11 protein-coding genes are annotated in these 14,285 nt (G+C 33.4%); 10 read left to right on the top strand and 1 reads right to left on the bottom strand.

Going from position 1 to position 14,285, the window contains the following annotated elements:
* The first annotated feature begins 41 nt into the window (after positions 1–41).
* The 5 genes from ADJ83_RS18165 to ADJ83_RS18145 all read left to right on the top strand — a co-directional run bounded on the left by ADJ83_RS18165 (position 42) and on the right by ADJ83_RS18145 (position 7,258).
* Positions 42–305, top strand: a complete 264-nt coding sequence (locus ADJ83_RS18165; RefSeq protein WP_031539053.1) for a hypothetical protein — start codon at positions 42–44, stop codon at positions 303–305.
* A gap of 149 nt (positions 306–454) precedes the next feature.
* Positions 455–2,005: a type I restriction-modification system subunit M gene (locus tag ADJ83_RS18160; protein WP_031539054.1), complete on the top strand. Its 1,551-nt coding sequence runs from the start codon at positions 455–457 to the stop codon at positions 2,003–2,005.
* Positions 2,002–3,255, top strand: a complete 1,254-nt coding sequence (locus ADJ83_RS18155) for a restriction endonuclease subunit S (RefSeq protein WP_031539055.1) — start codon at positions 2,002–2,004, stop codon at positions 3,253–3,255. Before ADJ83_RS18160 ends, ADJ83_RS18155 begins: the two co-directional genes overlap by 4 nt.
* Positions 3,256–3,288: 33 nt before the next feature.
* Complete coding sequence (locus ADJ83_RS18150) at positions 3,289–6,348, top strand: type I restriction endonuclease subunit R (protein WP_031539056.1); 3,060 nt, start codon at positions 3,289–3,291, stop codon at positions 6,346–6,348.
* 106 nt (positions 6,349–6,454) lie between these two features.
* Positions 6,455–7,258 (top strand): TIGR02391 family protein, encoded by an 804-nt coding sequence (locus ADJ83_RS18145; RefSeq protein ID WP_048718586.1) that lies wholly within the window; start codon positions 6,455–6,457, stop codon positions 7,256–7,258.
* Positions 7,259–7,405: 147 nt separating this feature from the next.
* On the opposite strand, the gene ADJ83_RS18140 is transcribed toward ADJ83_RS18145, so the two are convergent.
* Positions 7,406–8,857 (bottom strand): TOTE conflict system archaeo-eukaryotic primase domain-containing protein, encoded by a 1,452-nt coding sequence (locus ADJ83_RS18140; RefSeq protein ID WP_031539060.1) that lies wholly within the window; start codon positions 8,855–8,857, stop codon positions 7,406–7,408.
* 372 nt (positions 8,858–9,229) lie between these two features.
* On the opposite strand from ADJ83_RS18140, the gene ADJ83_RS18135 reads away from it, so the two are divergent.
* The 5 genes from ADJ83_RS18135 (at position 9,230) to ADJ83_RS18105 (ending at position 14,284) form a co-directional block, all read left to right on the top strand.
* Complete coding sequence (locus tag ADJ83_RS18135; RefSeq protein ID WP_031539062.1) at positions 9,230–9,595, top strand: hypothetical protein; 366 nt, start codon at positions 9,230–9,232, stop codon at positions 9,593–9,595.
* Positions 9,596–9,766: 171 nt separating this feature from the next.
* Positions 9,767–10,156, top strand: a complete 390-nt coding sequence (locus tag ADJ83_RS18130) for a hypothetical protein (RefSeq protein WP_031539065.1) — start codon at positions 9,767–9,769, stop codon at positions 10,154–10,156.
* Positions 10,157–10,262: 106 nt separating this feature from the next.
* Positions 10,263–10,742 (top strand): crossover junction endodeoxyribonuclease RuvC, encoded by a 480-nt coding sequence (locus ADJ83_RS18125; protein WP_031539067.1) that lies wholly within the window; start codon positions 10,263–10,265, stop codon positions 10,740–10,742.
* Between the two features lie 93 nt (positions 10,743–10,835).
* Positions 10,836–11,264: a hypothetical protein gene (locus tag ADJ83_RS18120; RefSeq protein WP_204375775.1), complete on the top strand. Its 429-nt coding sequence runs from the start codon at positions 10,836–10,838 to the stop codon at positions 11,262–11,264.
* 1,658 nt (positions 11,265–12,922) lie between these two features.
* The gene (locus ADJ83_RS18105) at positions 12,923–14,284 is read left to right on the top strand and encodes an IS4 family transposase (protein ID WP_048717268.1); all 1,362 of its coding nucleotides are present in this window, start codon (positions 12,923–12,925) and stop codon (positions 14,282–14,284) included.
* Position 14,285: the final 1 nt, after the last annotated feature.

Raw genomic sequence — 14,285 nt, 5'->3', positions numbered from 1 at the left:
TAGAACACCATGATGAATTATCTAACGAAAGAGGGATATGGATGAACCTAAGAAATGAAACGCATATTATACAAGTAAGCGATGATATTGTTCTAGCACAACAAGAAAATTATTGTGTTGCTGTTGTAAAGATGAAAGGCTCCCGACTAAACCAAACGAGATTTTGTCTTATAATTACTGAAGAGGAGTCACTAATGAATCAAAGTAAAAAGCCAAATGAATTAACTGTATTAGTGAAAAACTACTTTATATCACAGTCAAAAATAAAACGAATTTTAGAGCATTTAAAGCAATTTATGATTTAATTAGTTATAGAAAGTTGATTAAGTAAGGATTTGGTCCTTACTTCTTTTTATTACCTACTAATATTTGTAAACTGTAATTTAAGATTTTCTCATTTATGATAAAATAGGTACATAGTAAGATGTTTTGTGGAAATATAGGAGGATAAACCATGAAGGTACAGGCAGACATAGATTTTCAGAAAGACTTATTTGAAGCAGCGAATAAAATGCGGGGTAGTGTGGCACCTGCTGATTATAAACATTATGTGTTACCTTTGATATTTCTAAGGTACTTATCAAATAAATATGAGCAGCGTCGTATGCAACTAGAACAAATGGTTAAAGATCCAAAGAGTGATTGGTTTACAGAGGATACAGAAACACAAATGGTAATAATTGATGACCATGACCAGTATAAGGCTGAGAATGTGTTTGTAGTACCAGAAGAGGCTCAATGGTCTTATATAATGTCAAATGCAAAACAACCTAATATAAAAGAAATACTAGACAATGCAATGAAACGAATTGAAGAGGAGAACCCAGAACTGGAAGGAATGCTACCAAGAACCTTTCAAGGCTCTAATCTACCTGCTGAAAACATAGCAGGACTAATTGAAATATTTTCACGAGATGTATTTAGTGCTAGGACTGATGAGAGTGTAGATGTCTTAGGTCGTACTTATGAGTATTTTATCGGTTCCTTTGCCTCATCTGAAGGAAACAGGGGAGGAGAATTCTTTACACCATCAAGCATTGTAAAACTATTAGTTGCAATGTTAGAGCCTATAAGTGGAAAAGTCTTTGATCCAGCATGTGGTTCAGGTGGGATGTTTATACAAAGCGAGGAATATGCCCCTAGAAAACACGCACTTTCATTTTATGGTCAAGAAAACGTAACAACAACAGTTCGACTTGGAAAAATGAATGTCCTTCTCCATGGAATAAATGCAGATATACGCTTAGGCGATTCTTTATTAAATGACCAATTTCCTAATTTGAGAGCAGATTATGTAATTGCAAATCCTCCTTTTAATCAAAAAGATTGGGGGGCGGAAAGAATCGCTAAGAACGACCCAAGATTAATTGGTCCGGTAACTAATAGTAATGCCAATTACATGTGGATGCAGCATTTTTTATATCACCTAAATGATAAAGGTACTGCAGGTTTTGTTATGGCAAATGGGGCAATGACTACTAATCAAAAAGAAGAAAAGGATGTAAAGCAAAAGTTAATTGATGACAGAATAGTTGATTGCATAGTCCAACTTCCAGATAAATTATTTTTTACAACGGGAATTCCCTGTTGTCTATTTTTCTTAAGCAAGAACAGAATGGGTGGAAATGGATTCCGTCCTCGTGAAGATGAAATTTTATTTATTGATGCAAGGAAAATGGGTGCCTTAGTAAGTCGTAAGCAAAAAGCACTCTCTCAGGAAGAAATTAATAGAATTGCTTCAATTTATCATAACTTTAAAAATGAAGGGGAAAACACATATGAAGACATACCGGGGCTATGTAAAGTAGTTGCGATTGATGAAGTAAAACAATCAGACTACAAACTGAATCCGGGTATATATGTAGGCACTGAAATTATTGAAGAAGAGGAAATAGCATTCGAGGAAAAAATGATTGAATTGACGCAAAAATTGGTTGAGCAGTTTAATGAATCAAATAAACTTCAAGAGAAAATCCGGAAAGACTTAGAGGAGATAATAAAATGAGCATATGGTCAATGGAGCGTCTTGAAGATATTTGTTTAAAGATAACTGATGGAGCACATAATAGCCCTCCGACTGTACAAGATTCTGGATATTTAATGGCATCAGTAAAGGACATGACCCAATTCGGTTTCAATTTAAATACTTGTAGAAATATTAGTAAGGAAGATTATGAAAACTTAATTAGGCAGGGCTGCCAGCCGGAAATCAACGATGTTTTAATTGCAAAGGATGGTAATAGTTGTTTGGAAACAGTATTAGTTCAACGTATTTTTCAGCCAATTGTTTTATTATCTTCTGTGGCAATACTTAGACCAGATACTTCAAAAGTTCTTCCTGACTATCTTGCACTATATTTATCTGAGAAAGATAATATAAGAAATATGAAAGAAACATTAGTTTCTGGATCTGCAATTCCAAGGGTAATTTTAAAAGCCTTTAGAGAGTACAGGATACCTCTTCCACCGATAGAGATTCAGGAGAAGATTGTATCAATTATGGGAGCCATAAATAGGAAAATTGAATTGGCTCTATTAATGAACGAAACATTAGAAGAAATGGGTTATGAGTTATATAAACATTATTTCATCAAGTTTGAGCCTTTTATGGATTGGGAATTTATCGATTCAGAATCAGGATTAATACCTTCAATTTGGAAAGAAGTAGAGATTGGTAAGGTTGTTAAGGTTTTAGGTGGTGGAACACCAAAAACGAGTATGGGAGAATTTTGGGAAAACGGGACAATAAATTGGTTTTCGCCAACAGATTTAACTTCTCAAAAGTCATTATTTATTACTAAATCAGCAAAGAAAATTACTCAACTTGGACTTGAAAAAAGTTCGGCTAAATTGTTTCCCCCATATAGTATTATGATGACTAGTCGAGCCACAATTGGCGAAATTTCTATAAATAGGGAAGAATCGTGTACCAACCAAGGGTTTATTACTTTAATACCTAATGATAAGTTTTCTATTTATCAATTATATTATTGGTTAAAAACAAGTATGGAACAAATCTTGTCCATTTCTAATGGAAGTACATTTAAAGAAGTAAGTAAAACAAATTTTAAAAAGTTATTAATATTAGAGGCAGTTGGAATTGAAGAATTTACTAACAAATGTACAAATATTTTTAATCAAATTGAAAGTAACCTAATTGAAATTCAACAATTAATGGAAACTAAAGAGTATCTCCTTCCACGTTTATTGTCAGGAGATATAGAATTATCAGAAGTTGAGGAACTAATTAAGTAGTAATACAATTCTTATTTGTAGGAGGTGCTTATCATGTCCAGACCTCTAGGTGAATCAGCATTTGAAGAGACAACGATAGAGAGATTAAAAAGAATTGGTTATGAATATCTTCATGCCCAAGAATTGTTCCAACGTGGTGAACGTCAACATTTACAGGAAGTAATTATATTTAATAGGCTTGAAGCCTTCTTAAAGAAGGCTTACCCTCATATTCCAGAACAAGAAATCAGGCGATTATCAAGTATTTTTACATCTCCTGATGGGATTAATTTAATTCAGAGAAACCAAGCCTTTCATCAAGTATTAGTTAAGGGAGTAGAGTTCAACTATGAATTGAACGGTGAAACTTTTACTCCCCACGTTTTTCCAATCGATTGGAATACTCCAGAAAACAATGACTTTCTTGTGGTTAATCAACTTTCAATTGAAGGAAGAATGTCTCGAAGACCAGATATTATTATATATGTTAATGGGCTTCCGCTCATTGTATTTGAATTAAAAAATCCTAATAGTGAACAAGCAACTGTGAAGGATGCTTATACACAAATTCAAAATTACACCTATGATATTTCACAACTTTTTAATTATAATACCTTCACAGTTGTTTCGGATAATGTGGAAACCAAGCATGGAATGCCTTTTGCTGATTATGATTTTTTTGCTTCATGGAAATCCATTGACGGAAGAAATGTAGACAACAATCGGGCAAATACTATGCGCACATTAATTGAAGGACTGTTCCCTAAAGACCGTCTGTTAAACTATATTCGTAACTTTATAGTCTTCCTTAAGGCCGGCGACAAAACGAAGAAAATAGGGGCAAAATACCACCAATTTTTCGGGGTTAATTTTGCAGTTACGGAAACAGTTCGTGCAACAAGGCCAGATGGAGACCGTAAAATTGGCGTTATGTATCATACGACTGGTTCAGGGAAATCATTAAGTATGCTTTTCTTTGCAGGTATTTTAAGCAGACATCATGAACTAAATAATCCTTCCATTGTGATTCAAGTGGATAGAAATGATTTAGATGAACAATTGTATGATACTTTTGTTGAGGGTGAGTCATTAATAGGAAAGGTTGAAAGGGCAAGTAGCACTGAAAAGTTAAGAACAATTCTTAGAGGTGAAGCCACCCCTGTTGTCTTTTCAACAATAGAAAAATTTCGCCTAAAAGGTGAAGAAACACAACACCCTGTACTTTCAGAACGGAGGAACATTGTTGTAATTGCTGACGAGGCACATCGTACACAGTCAGGATTTGAAGGTGGTTACGCGGCGCAATTGCGTTTTGCACTTCCAAACGCCTCCCATATCGGCTTTACAGGGACTCCAGTAGATTTTGTTGGAAACAATACAGAAGAGATATTTGGACACACTATTCATCGTTATGACATGGCACAGGCTGTTGCGGATAAAGCAACATTACCAATCTATTATGAAAGCCGACTAGTACCACTTGATTTAACCGCAGAGGATATAGATGGTCAATTCGATGATATATTTGTAGACAATGGTGAAAGTGATGATTCAGAGGGCTATAAAAGAAAGTGGGCCGCTTTAGAAAAAGTTGTGGGAACTCCAAAACGGCTCAAACGTCTTGCAAACGATATCGTATCACATTTTAATTCAATGGCCAATCCTTTTCAAAAAGCAATGATCGTTTGTATGAGCCGTCAAATTGCTGCAGATTTATACGATTGTCTACAAGCGGTAGAAGGTTGTCCAAATATGGAAGTCATTATGACAGGCGATGTATCAAAAGATCCGCGCGAATGGAGAGAAATTCAAGAAGGAAGCCAATATTCACATATTAAGTCTAAGAAAGAACAAGAAGATGTTAAGGCTAAATTAAGGAACCCTGAAGACCCACTTAAGTTTGTAATAGTAGTGGATATGTGGCTAACAGGTATGGACGCACAGCCACTCTCATACCTATATGTTGATAAGCCTATGAAGGGGCATAATCTAATGCAAGCAATTGCAAGGGTTAACCGAGTCTTCCCCGGTAAAGAAGGTGGAATGGTTGTCGATTATATAGGCATTGCTACTTCTCTAAAAGAGGCAACACAAAAATATACTAAAGGCGGAGGAACAGGCAATCCTGCTTATGATGTTGCTGAGGCAATTAGAATTTTTAATGAAAATTTAGAATCTGTTAGAAACTTTATCCCTTCAAATATAGAGATAGAAGGTTGGAGACATAAATCCCAAATAGATAGGGAAGATTTTATAGCAGATTTAGTAAATGTGCTATTAAGCAGCGATACAGAGGATTATATACAATATGCAACGAAACTAGAGAAATCTTACCAACTTGTTAAAAATCAGCCAGAAGCAATGGTCATTGCTGATGAAGTAACACTTTATTTAATGTTAAAGGCTCAATTACGCAAACATTTACGACCTCCCGGTGGGACTGCAGGAGGGAATAAGACATTAGAAGAGCAATTGTCAGCACTATTAGATCAAAATTTATTAGCAAAAGAAACTGTAGATATTTTTAAAGTGGCAGGAATAGAACGGCAGGATATTAGTATTCTTGATGAGCAATTTTTAGCCGATTTAACAAAGAAAGAACATGAGGATCTACGGTTAAAATTACTTAAAAAACTTCTTGAGGACAAAATCAAAGTAACCTTTAAACAAGGAAGTCCGCAAACAAAAACAATGCAAGAGTTGCTAGAAAAAACATTAACTGAATACCATAATCGTGTTATTCAAGCGGCAGATGTCGTTCGCATGATGATTAAAATGCGCAAAGAAATGGAAGAGGAAATGCGCAAACGACAGGACTTAGGCTTGTCTGAAGAAGAGATTGAATTTTACAAAGTAATTACCTCTATGGAAGAAGGCGCTTTTTCAAATGAGTTCCTAGCCAACTTAATACACAAAGTTGTTAATGAGTTAAAAAAGAAACTCGATGTTGATTGGACTAGCCCACACCGACAAGATGTTTATGCTAAAGTGAAACTTGCTGTCAAAATGGTTTTGATGAAGGAGAAAGTAACAGGGCAACAACTTCAATTTTTGACAAATAAGTTTATGGAACAGGCTGAAGAACAGTACAAAGGTTGGCCGATGGATGCTTAAATGAAGTTCCAAACTGAAACAGATACCCACTATATTTTTGAGGTATCTGTTTTCTTTTAGATATTTATAAACTTTTTGAAGAAAAAATAAATAAAAGGTGATCTACATGATAAAAGCCAATACTATAACAATTGAGCCATTTGAGTTATCGGCTTTAGAACAACTTTCAAAAATAATCGGTGATAGATATACCGGGTCTGAAATAACTAATTTTTTTCATAAAGCAGGATTCCCACAATATCTTCATGATGGAAAAACAAAATGGAGATTTGTTTACCAAGTACTTCAAGAAATCCAAAGGAATCCCTCTGGTCAATATCAGGTAGCGAAAATTATTCAAGCACTTTGTAATCCCCAAGAATACATAAATAATGGCAATTACCATGAGGAAATTGTGGGACAAGTAAATGAGATAATAAAGTTTTACGGGCTTAAAGTAAGTTTAGAAACAGGTAAAATCTTTTTTGCGGGAAAAATAGATACTAGTTTGAATAGAAATTCTAAAGAAGTAAAAGCGTTTGATTCTAGAAACTACCATGAGGAGATTCGTAAGCATGGAAGAGAACTTTTCGCTGAAGGAAGATATTTTCACGCTGTCTTTGAATGCTGCAAGGCATTTGACAAGTATGTCGCAGAAAAGGCTAAATTAGATAAACATGGGTCAGATTTAATGAGTGCAGCATTATCAATGAAAGGTAGTTTAAAATTAAATAAACAAGTTACTGAAACAGATCGTAATGAGCAAGAGGGTATAATGCACCTTTGTATGGGCGTTATGAGGGCGATTCGCAATCCTAAAGGGCATGAACTAGCCCTAGAATGGCCAATTGATGTAAAGGATGCTCTTGATATTCTTTCTTTGTTAAGTTTCTTATTTCGCCAAATAGATAAGACTATTTATTGGGGATAAACTTACTCTGTTGGAATATCAGGAAACCGATGTAACTTTGTTTATATTGTGTTTAATAGAAAAAGAGTGGGAAATTCTCACTCTTTAAATCCGTCCATTTTAATATGATTAGATAAAATTGAAGAAAACTGTATAGAAGTACTTAATTTATTGTATTTTAGTTACTTGTTGGTTTTTTGCTTTAGTAAGTATCTCATTAATATTCCACCATTCGTTGTTAGGAAATGTTTTCATTATTAGAGTTGTTCTAATATCACGATAGGAATCCACCTTATCAACTGACACTGTAACTGTAATTTCAGGTAACGCTTCGAGCCAATTAAGATTTAATTCATAGGTATTCGGCCGATTTTCTGGCAATCCAAAGATGGGATTCCTTGTTACCTTTATTAAACCTAACTGTTCAAGTTCTTTAATATGATCAATTGCTTTGTTCTTAGAGCATCGTGCAGCAGTCGCTATTTGTTCATATGTCATATAGAATTGTCTATTTTTATCTCTGAAGCGTTTGGAATGAATTAGTAATGCGTTAATTGTAAGGTGTAACTTTTTGGGATATTGATAAATAGTTAACATTTCACTTCTAGATACTACAATTTCATTTTTCCCTTCATTCATCACTAGATTTTTTTTATAAACATGATTAACAATTCGTGTAATTTCTTGATAGCAAGTTTTCAGTGGGGTTGTATAATATTTAGGATCTTGTTTTTCCATCCATTCATTAAGCCTTTGCTCACATTCTTGATTTGAAATCTTTAGGGTATTAAAATAGATGGCTAGTTTACAAAGAGAAGCATTTCTGGAATTCGGTGTCCTTATGCCATTTTTGTATAATGACGCTAATGAATTCGGAGATTCTTTGGATAAGTCTAGATTAGTTAGGTCTGGACTAATTTCTCTTTTCACGGGTTTAAGAATCCGGAATAAGTCCGTTTCATCTGGTAAATCATTAATTAAATCCTTTAAAACATCAGCATCTATAGGTTGTATTGTTAAAATAAAATCTAAGGAACGGATAGGTTTAAAGCCATTTTGAACGTCAACATACCAGCAAATATTATCGTGTTGATTTTTATTTTTAAAATTTATACTCAGAGGGAGTTTTAAGCCTTGAGTAGGTGAAGGTCTTTTTTCTATTTTTCCGTTTAAATTTCCATTAACAAGATTTAGTGTTGATTCAACCGCAGCATTATATAGTTTTTCCATAGACTTGTATGGAATTTCTTTTGAAAAGTAAATATCGACATGATATCCCTTAGTACCGCTCCAACTTGTGAAGATTTTATCGGTAGGGATACCCAAGTCATTTAAAGATTCATAGAGAGCCAAAACCACCCTGTTTGCTTCTATTTTATCGGGGACATCTACATCAAATGTCATAAATTTTGTTAGTGTTTTTCTGCAAAAAATCCCGTATGTATTTTCTCTCATTAGGTGTGATTTTAAAAATCCATCGTGCAGAGGTTTATGACTTTTGGTTTCATATGCATTAAAAGTTTGATAGCCATTGCCGTCGTTGTTCTGTTTGATGTACTTGTATCTTACTGTGATGAATAACTCCTTTATTTTGTTCAAAACTGCATTTAATTCATCCAAATAAATCACATCCTTTCTATTCAATCAAATCTTCATTTTTAACATTCCTCTCTCAATTCAATGTTTAGGCTTATTATTGTTATATCATAAAAGCAAAAAGACCAGATTAATATGTTACAAGATAATTGTGGCGAGTTTTGGTGAAAATGTGAAATACCTATTTACTCAAGATGTTCTAAGCCTATAAAACCATTTTAAAAAAATAATTAAGTACTTCTGTACTATAATTTTTAATTACTTCGATCCATACTAATATGGCTTTTTAAGAAATTATGTTTTTTGGAATTTAATAGATTGAAAACAAGGATAGAACATATGTGTGTATAAAGTAATAAGTGTAAATATTTTCACTAGAAAGGTGTGTACACTCATATGGTTAGAAAGGAAAGACAAAAGAAATTGGATTATGTTAAGGCGATTCACGATGATTATACTATTATCATTGCAAAGCATCCCCGCTTTCAATGGATAAATCATTCTGAAAGCAAGTTTATTTATTTTTTATACATCACGAAAAGTCAAAAGTGTTTCGTGGATAAAAATACAGCCCATGTAGGTGAGTATAATATCCTCTGTTTTCAAAATTTTTATTCATCCTTTATAAGTCTAATGAAAGTGATAGTTCCTATACTGGCTGAATATATTTTAGACAACGATGAACTCTTCAAAGTAATTATGTTATGTGAGGAATTAGAAGAACCTGATGACGATCTGCTTCATGAGAATAACAGTGAATAATTAACAACGGCAGGGATAGTATCCTTGCTTTTTTTTTATTTTATTTACAAAAATCTTCAACAATATCTATATGGCTTTCATTATTAATAAAGGTTTTTCCTTCTTAAAAAAGAAGTTACAAATAGAGCATTCCCTTGAAATAGGGGATTAAAAAGAAGGGAGAGGAGATGAATGGGCAAATATGAATATAGCGTTCATGAGTTAATTAGAATAAATGAGTTATTTAATGATGCAGCAAGTGTCCTATTGCATAACTTAAATAAATTTGTTTATGTGGAAATAATTGACCGTGAAGGTGAAAAAAATTGTTTTACCCTGACTAAAAGAGATTTTAAGGCGATTCAAACTGATTTTTTTATAAGCATACTTAATGATATTATCCTAGACGGATTGGACGATGAACTAATTATGAGTGTTAAATTAAATCCCAGTGTTGAGAATTTTCCGATTGAAATTATTTTTACGTATCAAAATGAAATTCATGAAAGGTACTTTTGCAATTTCAAAGAACTCGGATTTATCTATAATTCATTGAAAAAACAAAAAGAAAATGTTAATTAGATAAAAATAATTAAAGGACAAAGAGATAGTGTGCTCACCAATGACAAAGCCTGTACCAACATAATATTTGATCGTTAAATGTTGGTGCAAATGTAGGGGGGTGCATATGCAATTGACAAATGAACCAACGATTATGGGAATAGATGCCTCATTAACTTCTACTGGCGTTGCTATAACAACCTTCGAACAAAAAATTGTCATTCTTCATACAATAAAAACCAATGCTGATACACCTATTCACAAAAGGATTCATTTTGTATACATGGAACTTGAAAAAATAATTGACGAAAACTATGTGCGACTGATTTTATGTGAAAATAACTATACTGGTGGAAGTAAGGAAGTAAATTGGGTTATAGGAATAATCTTTCTCATTGCAGCAAACAAGGGTATAGAAATAAAGACATATGCCCCGGCTTCTATTAAGAAGGCTATCACAGGAAATGGAAGAGCCAGTAAGAAAGAAATAAAGCCGGCTATACATAAAATATATGGTGAACTAAGAACTAACGAGCACGTGCGTGATGCATTGGCGATTATACATTGTTATTTTGCCAAAGAGGAAGGGGAAGAAAAATATATATAAACAAATGGCTCTAGTAGCAGTGCATATTGAAGAGTAAACATGACGTTTGCTCTTTTTCTTTTTTGTAAATACTACCATTAAAAGGAGTTGAGCATGATGTATAAACATGAAATACATAAATCATTCACATATTTATTTTTCTTTGTAGTAATAATAATATTTTTAATCTCAACGGTTCCTATTTCGTTCCAAGTTGACGAATATACATACGTGACTGCTTTGATCTTTTCTATAATTGGTACGGTTTGTTTTAGTGAGATATATTTTGGATTACATAAAAAAATCAAGGATAAGGATTTCCTTGCAATATTCGTCCGAAATCTTTTTCTACTTTCCGTTTTTTTGATCAACTGTTCCATAGTTTTACTAGGAAATTGGTTTGTACTGCAGTCAGGACTAGTAGATACGTTAAATTATACATGGTACACAGTTATTGCTGGCTTTATATGGTTAATTAGTTTTCACATAGCAAAGATAGTGCCAAATTTTCCAGAAAAGTTGTTGAAGAAGAAGGAGCAATAAATCCCGCTCCTTTTTTTTGTGTCAAAATATGTTGAATAGGTACTTAATTTGACGTTTATTTGGCCCTGACTGTAACTCTTGATCAACGTATAATAAAAGAATATCCATAGATTTTAATAGAGCGGAGGCGTTTATTATAGATTTGCTAATACCTAACAAGAAGAAGAGAGTGAATACTCACTTATTTAACGCCTTGTGTAGATTGTTGTTAATCTTATTGTTTACTCCTTTGACCTTACAATTCTGGAATCACAGTTTTATGTCTTTAGTTATTGTTACGTATCTGACCATGCAGGTAGGGGGATTTATATATAAGAGAATGTATATTCCAACATATCAATATGTTGTCTATGAGAATAAATATAATAATAAAATGCCACCTGCTTTTTCTTGGTTGATGCTAATTTTAATATTATTTGTCTCAATAACATCCGGACTGATATTATTTTTTCAAGGAAACAATGTGTTTTCTACTTTCTTCATGCCTTTCTTTTTCTTCATGGGATCATTCTGTTGGAATCTAGTAATTAATACTGTAATAGAAGCAAAGGGTATGTATAAATCACAAGATGTTAATTAGATTGTTATAAGGGGGATGCCATGAAAGAGATTAATTCAAATGTCCGATTTATTATTACTCTGTTTATTTGGGCAATCATACTTTGTTCAATTTATTCAGTTTTGTTCTACCCAATTAATTACTTCATCTTAAAATTCAGTCCCATTGACTATTTTTGTCTATTTGCTGGAGTATTTATCTGTAGTGGTATTCTGTTTCACCGTTTCTATTTAAACCTATTTGATAATGTTACTGAGCATTTTAAAATTAAGAATGAGATGTTTTGGAATGGTATTACACTTATTACTTTTAACTTAACAGGTTTGTTCGCAGGGTTCCTAGTTTATATGATTACTAAAGACATGACTTATGCGGAAATTACAGTAATGGTTTATAGTTGCGGGTCAATCAGTTGGTTTATACCTCTAAATATAATAAGAAGGGAAGTAAAGGAAAGACAGATTAGGGAAGAAAGATCTAACAAAATCTTTATTGATGAAAATGAGAATAAGATACTATATTTTAAGTTATAGGTAGTAATGATTAGTCATAATTAATATTAGTTAATAAAGATTGGCAATTTTTTATGTGCGATAATAATATTGTAAATAAATTATTTCAAAATGTAATTAATTAAAAAGGAAATTGGCAACTGATATTGAATTTAACAGTATCAGGACTAAATTTTTTGATAGATTCCTGATGGTTAGTATTCCTTGAAACGTCTTAGATCCCTTTCTTGTGTATACGCCCCTTTCGTTTGAAATAATAATTATACAGTTAAGACCAGATAGTGATATTTGCTATTTGGTCTTTTTTTTTTTATAAATATGGGACCATATATACTAGTCATATGATATTTTTTAAATAGAGGAAGGAAGTCTTGTTAAACTTAAACAACATTATACTATTAAATAATTTTAATAACTTTAACTCAACTTTCGCACCAAAAAAATAAGTGCAAATCGTTAGTTGTATTGCGTCTATGGTCTATTAAATATGTTGCTTGACAGTGTTTAATAAAATGAAATAACACCTCATTCTTTGGTATAGTGTAATTGTAGAGAAAACACTACCATACAGAAGAGGTGCTCCCTATATGATAGACCAAAATAGCCAAAACAATCAACTACCAAAAGAACTTAATTCGGTTTTTTCTGAGCTTGAAATGAATAAACACCTGCGCCAAGCAGGAATTAAAAAATCCTTCGGTTTCAGCTGTTCCTACTTATTTCAGCTTGTTTTCTGTTTGATTTTCCAGCACAAAAATTGGTTTTCACTTCTTGATTCAAAGAAAGCCGATCAGTTTCCAGCCAAAGATGCCGTCTATCGCTTTTTAAACCAATCAACTTTTAATTGGCGCCGTTTCTTACTACTGTTGAGCATTTTTACTATTCAAAAGGTGACTCGCCTTACGAATAAAGAGCGTCCAAAAGTACTGATTATCGATGATTCTGCGTATGACCGAAATCGTAGTAAAAAGGTAGAGCTTCTCGCTCGTTGTTTTGATCATGCTTCCCTGAAAATGCGTTTCTTTAAGGGGTTTCGTATGCTCACTTTGGGCTGGTCAGATGGCTATACATTTATGCCAATTGACTTTTCTTTAGTCAGTTCAAAAAAGTCTCAAATCAATGGTATCTCTGAAAAAATTGATAAACGTACTTGTGGATACAAGCGTCGAGAAAATGCATTACAAACTGAGCCTGAACAAGTTCCTGACATGATTAAACGTGCATTAGCCAATGGGATAGATGCAAGTTATGTCCTTATGGATTCTTGGTTTACATTGCCACCACTTGTAAAGTCTATTGTGGATCAAGGATTAGACGTAATTGGTATGGTCAAAGAAACAAAACAACGTTATAACGTAAACGGGGAGATGGTTTCTTTAAAGCAACTATACCGCCTAGCTGGACCCATTCAATCCAAGAAAGGAATTCTTCGTTCCATCCATACGATCATGGCTAATGGAACACCAATTAAAGTGGTATTCATTCAAAACAGAAATAAGAAAAGCGACTGGCTTGCCATCCTCAGCACAGACTGCACTCTTTCAGAACAGGAGATCGTCCGAATCTATGGAATGCGCTGGGATATCGAGGTATTCTTTAAGGCGGCCAAATCTCTTTTGAAACTTGAAAAAGAATTCCAAAGCCGTTCATATGACGCGCTTATTTGCCATACAACGATTGTGTTTTCTCGTTTTATCGTTCTGTCGTGGCAGAATCGCTGTAATACCGATCAACGCACAATAGGTGGTCTGTTTTACGAATTATGCGATGAAGTAAATGAACTTGATTGGGCTGTCGCATTACAGCAATTGATCGAGCTTCTTCAAGATGCACTTAAACAAACGAATAAGAAAATCAAAAAAATAATTCAAAGTCAACTTGAACAGTGGATCGCTGGCCTTCCTAATTATATCAAGGCTTATTTGCCGATATCACTCTGCGAAAGTTGAG

Source organism: Bacillus sp. 522_BSPC (assembly GCF_001076885.1).
Lineage (GTDB): Bacteria > Bacillota > Bacilli > Bacillales > Cytobacillaceae > Niallia > Niallia hominis.
Note: the sequence above shows the minus strand (reverse complement) of the source record. Positions and strands in the feature narration are given on the sequence as shown.

What these genes read in the sequence shown, in the direction of transcription:
- ADJ83_RS18165 (WP_031539053.1), top strand. Translation starts at nt 42, where the DNA reads ATGAACCTAAGAAATGAAACGCATATTATACAAGTAAGCGATGATATT.
- ADJ83_RS18160 (WP_031539054.1), top strand. Translation starts at nt 455, where the DNA reads ATGAAGGTACAGGCAGACATAGATTTTCAGAAAGACTTATTTGAAGCA.
- ADJ83_RS18155 (WP_031539055.1), top strand. Translation starts at nt 2,002, where the DNA reads ATGAGCATATGGTCAATGGAGCGTCTTGAAGATATTTGTTTAAAGATA.
- ADJ83_RS18150 (WP_031539056.1), top strand. Translation starts at nt 3,289, where the DNA reads ATGTCCAGACCTCTAGGTGAATCAGCATTTGAAGAGACAACGATAGAG.
- ADJ83_RS18145 (WP_048718586.1), top strand. Translation starts at nt 6,455, where the DNA reads ATGATAAAAGCCAATACTATAACAATTGAGCCATTTGAGTTATCGGCT.
- ADJ83_RS18135 (WP_031539062.1), top strand. Translation starts at nt 9,230, where the DNA reads ATGGTTAGAAAGGAAAGACAAAAGAAATTGGATTATGTTAAGGCGATT.
- ADJ83_RS18130 (WP_031539065.1), top strand. Translation starts at nt 9,767, where the DNA reads ATGGGCAAATATGAATATAGCGTTCATGAGTTAATTAGAATAAATGAG.
- ADJ83_RS18125 (WP_031539067.1), top strand. Translation starts at nt 10,263, where the DNA reads ATGCAATTGACAAATGAACCAACGATTATGGGAATAGATGCCTCATTA.
- ADJ83_RS18120 (WP_204375775.1), top strand. Translation starts at nt 10,836, where the DNA reads ATGATGTATAAACATGAAATACATAAATCATTCACATATTTATTTTTC.
- ADJ83_RS18105 (WP_048717268.1), top strand. Translation starts at nt 12,923, where the DNA reads ATGATAGACCAAAATAGCCAAAACAATCAACTACCAAAAGAACTTAAT.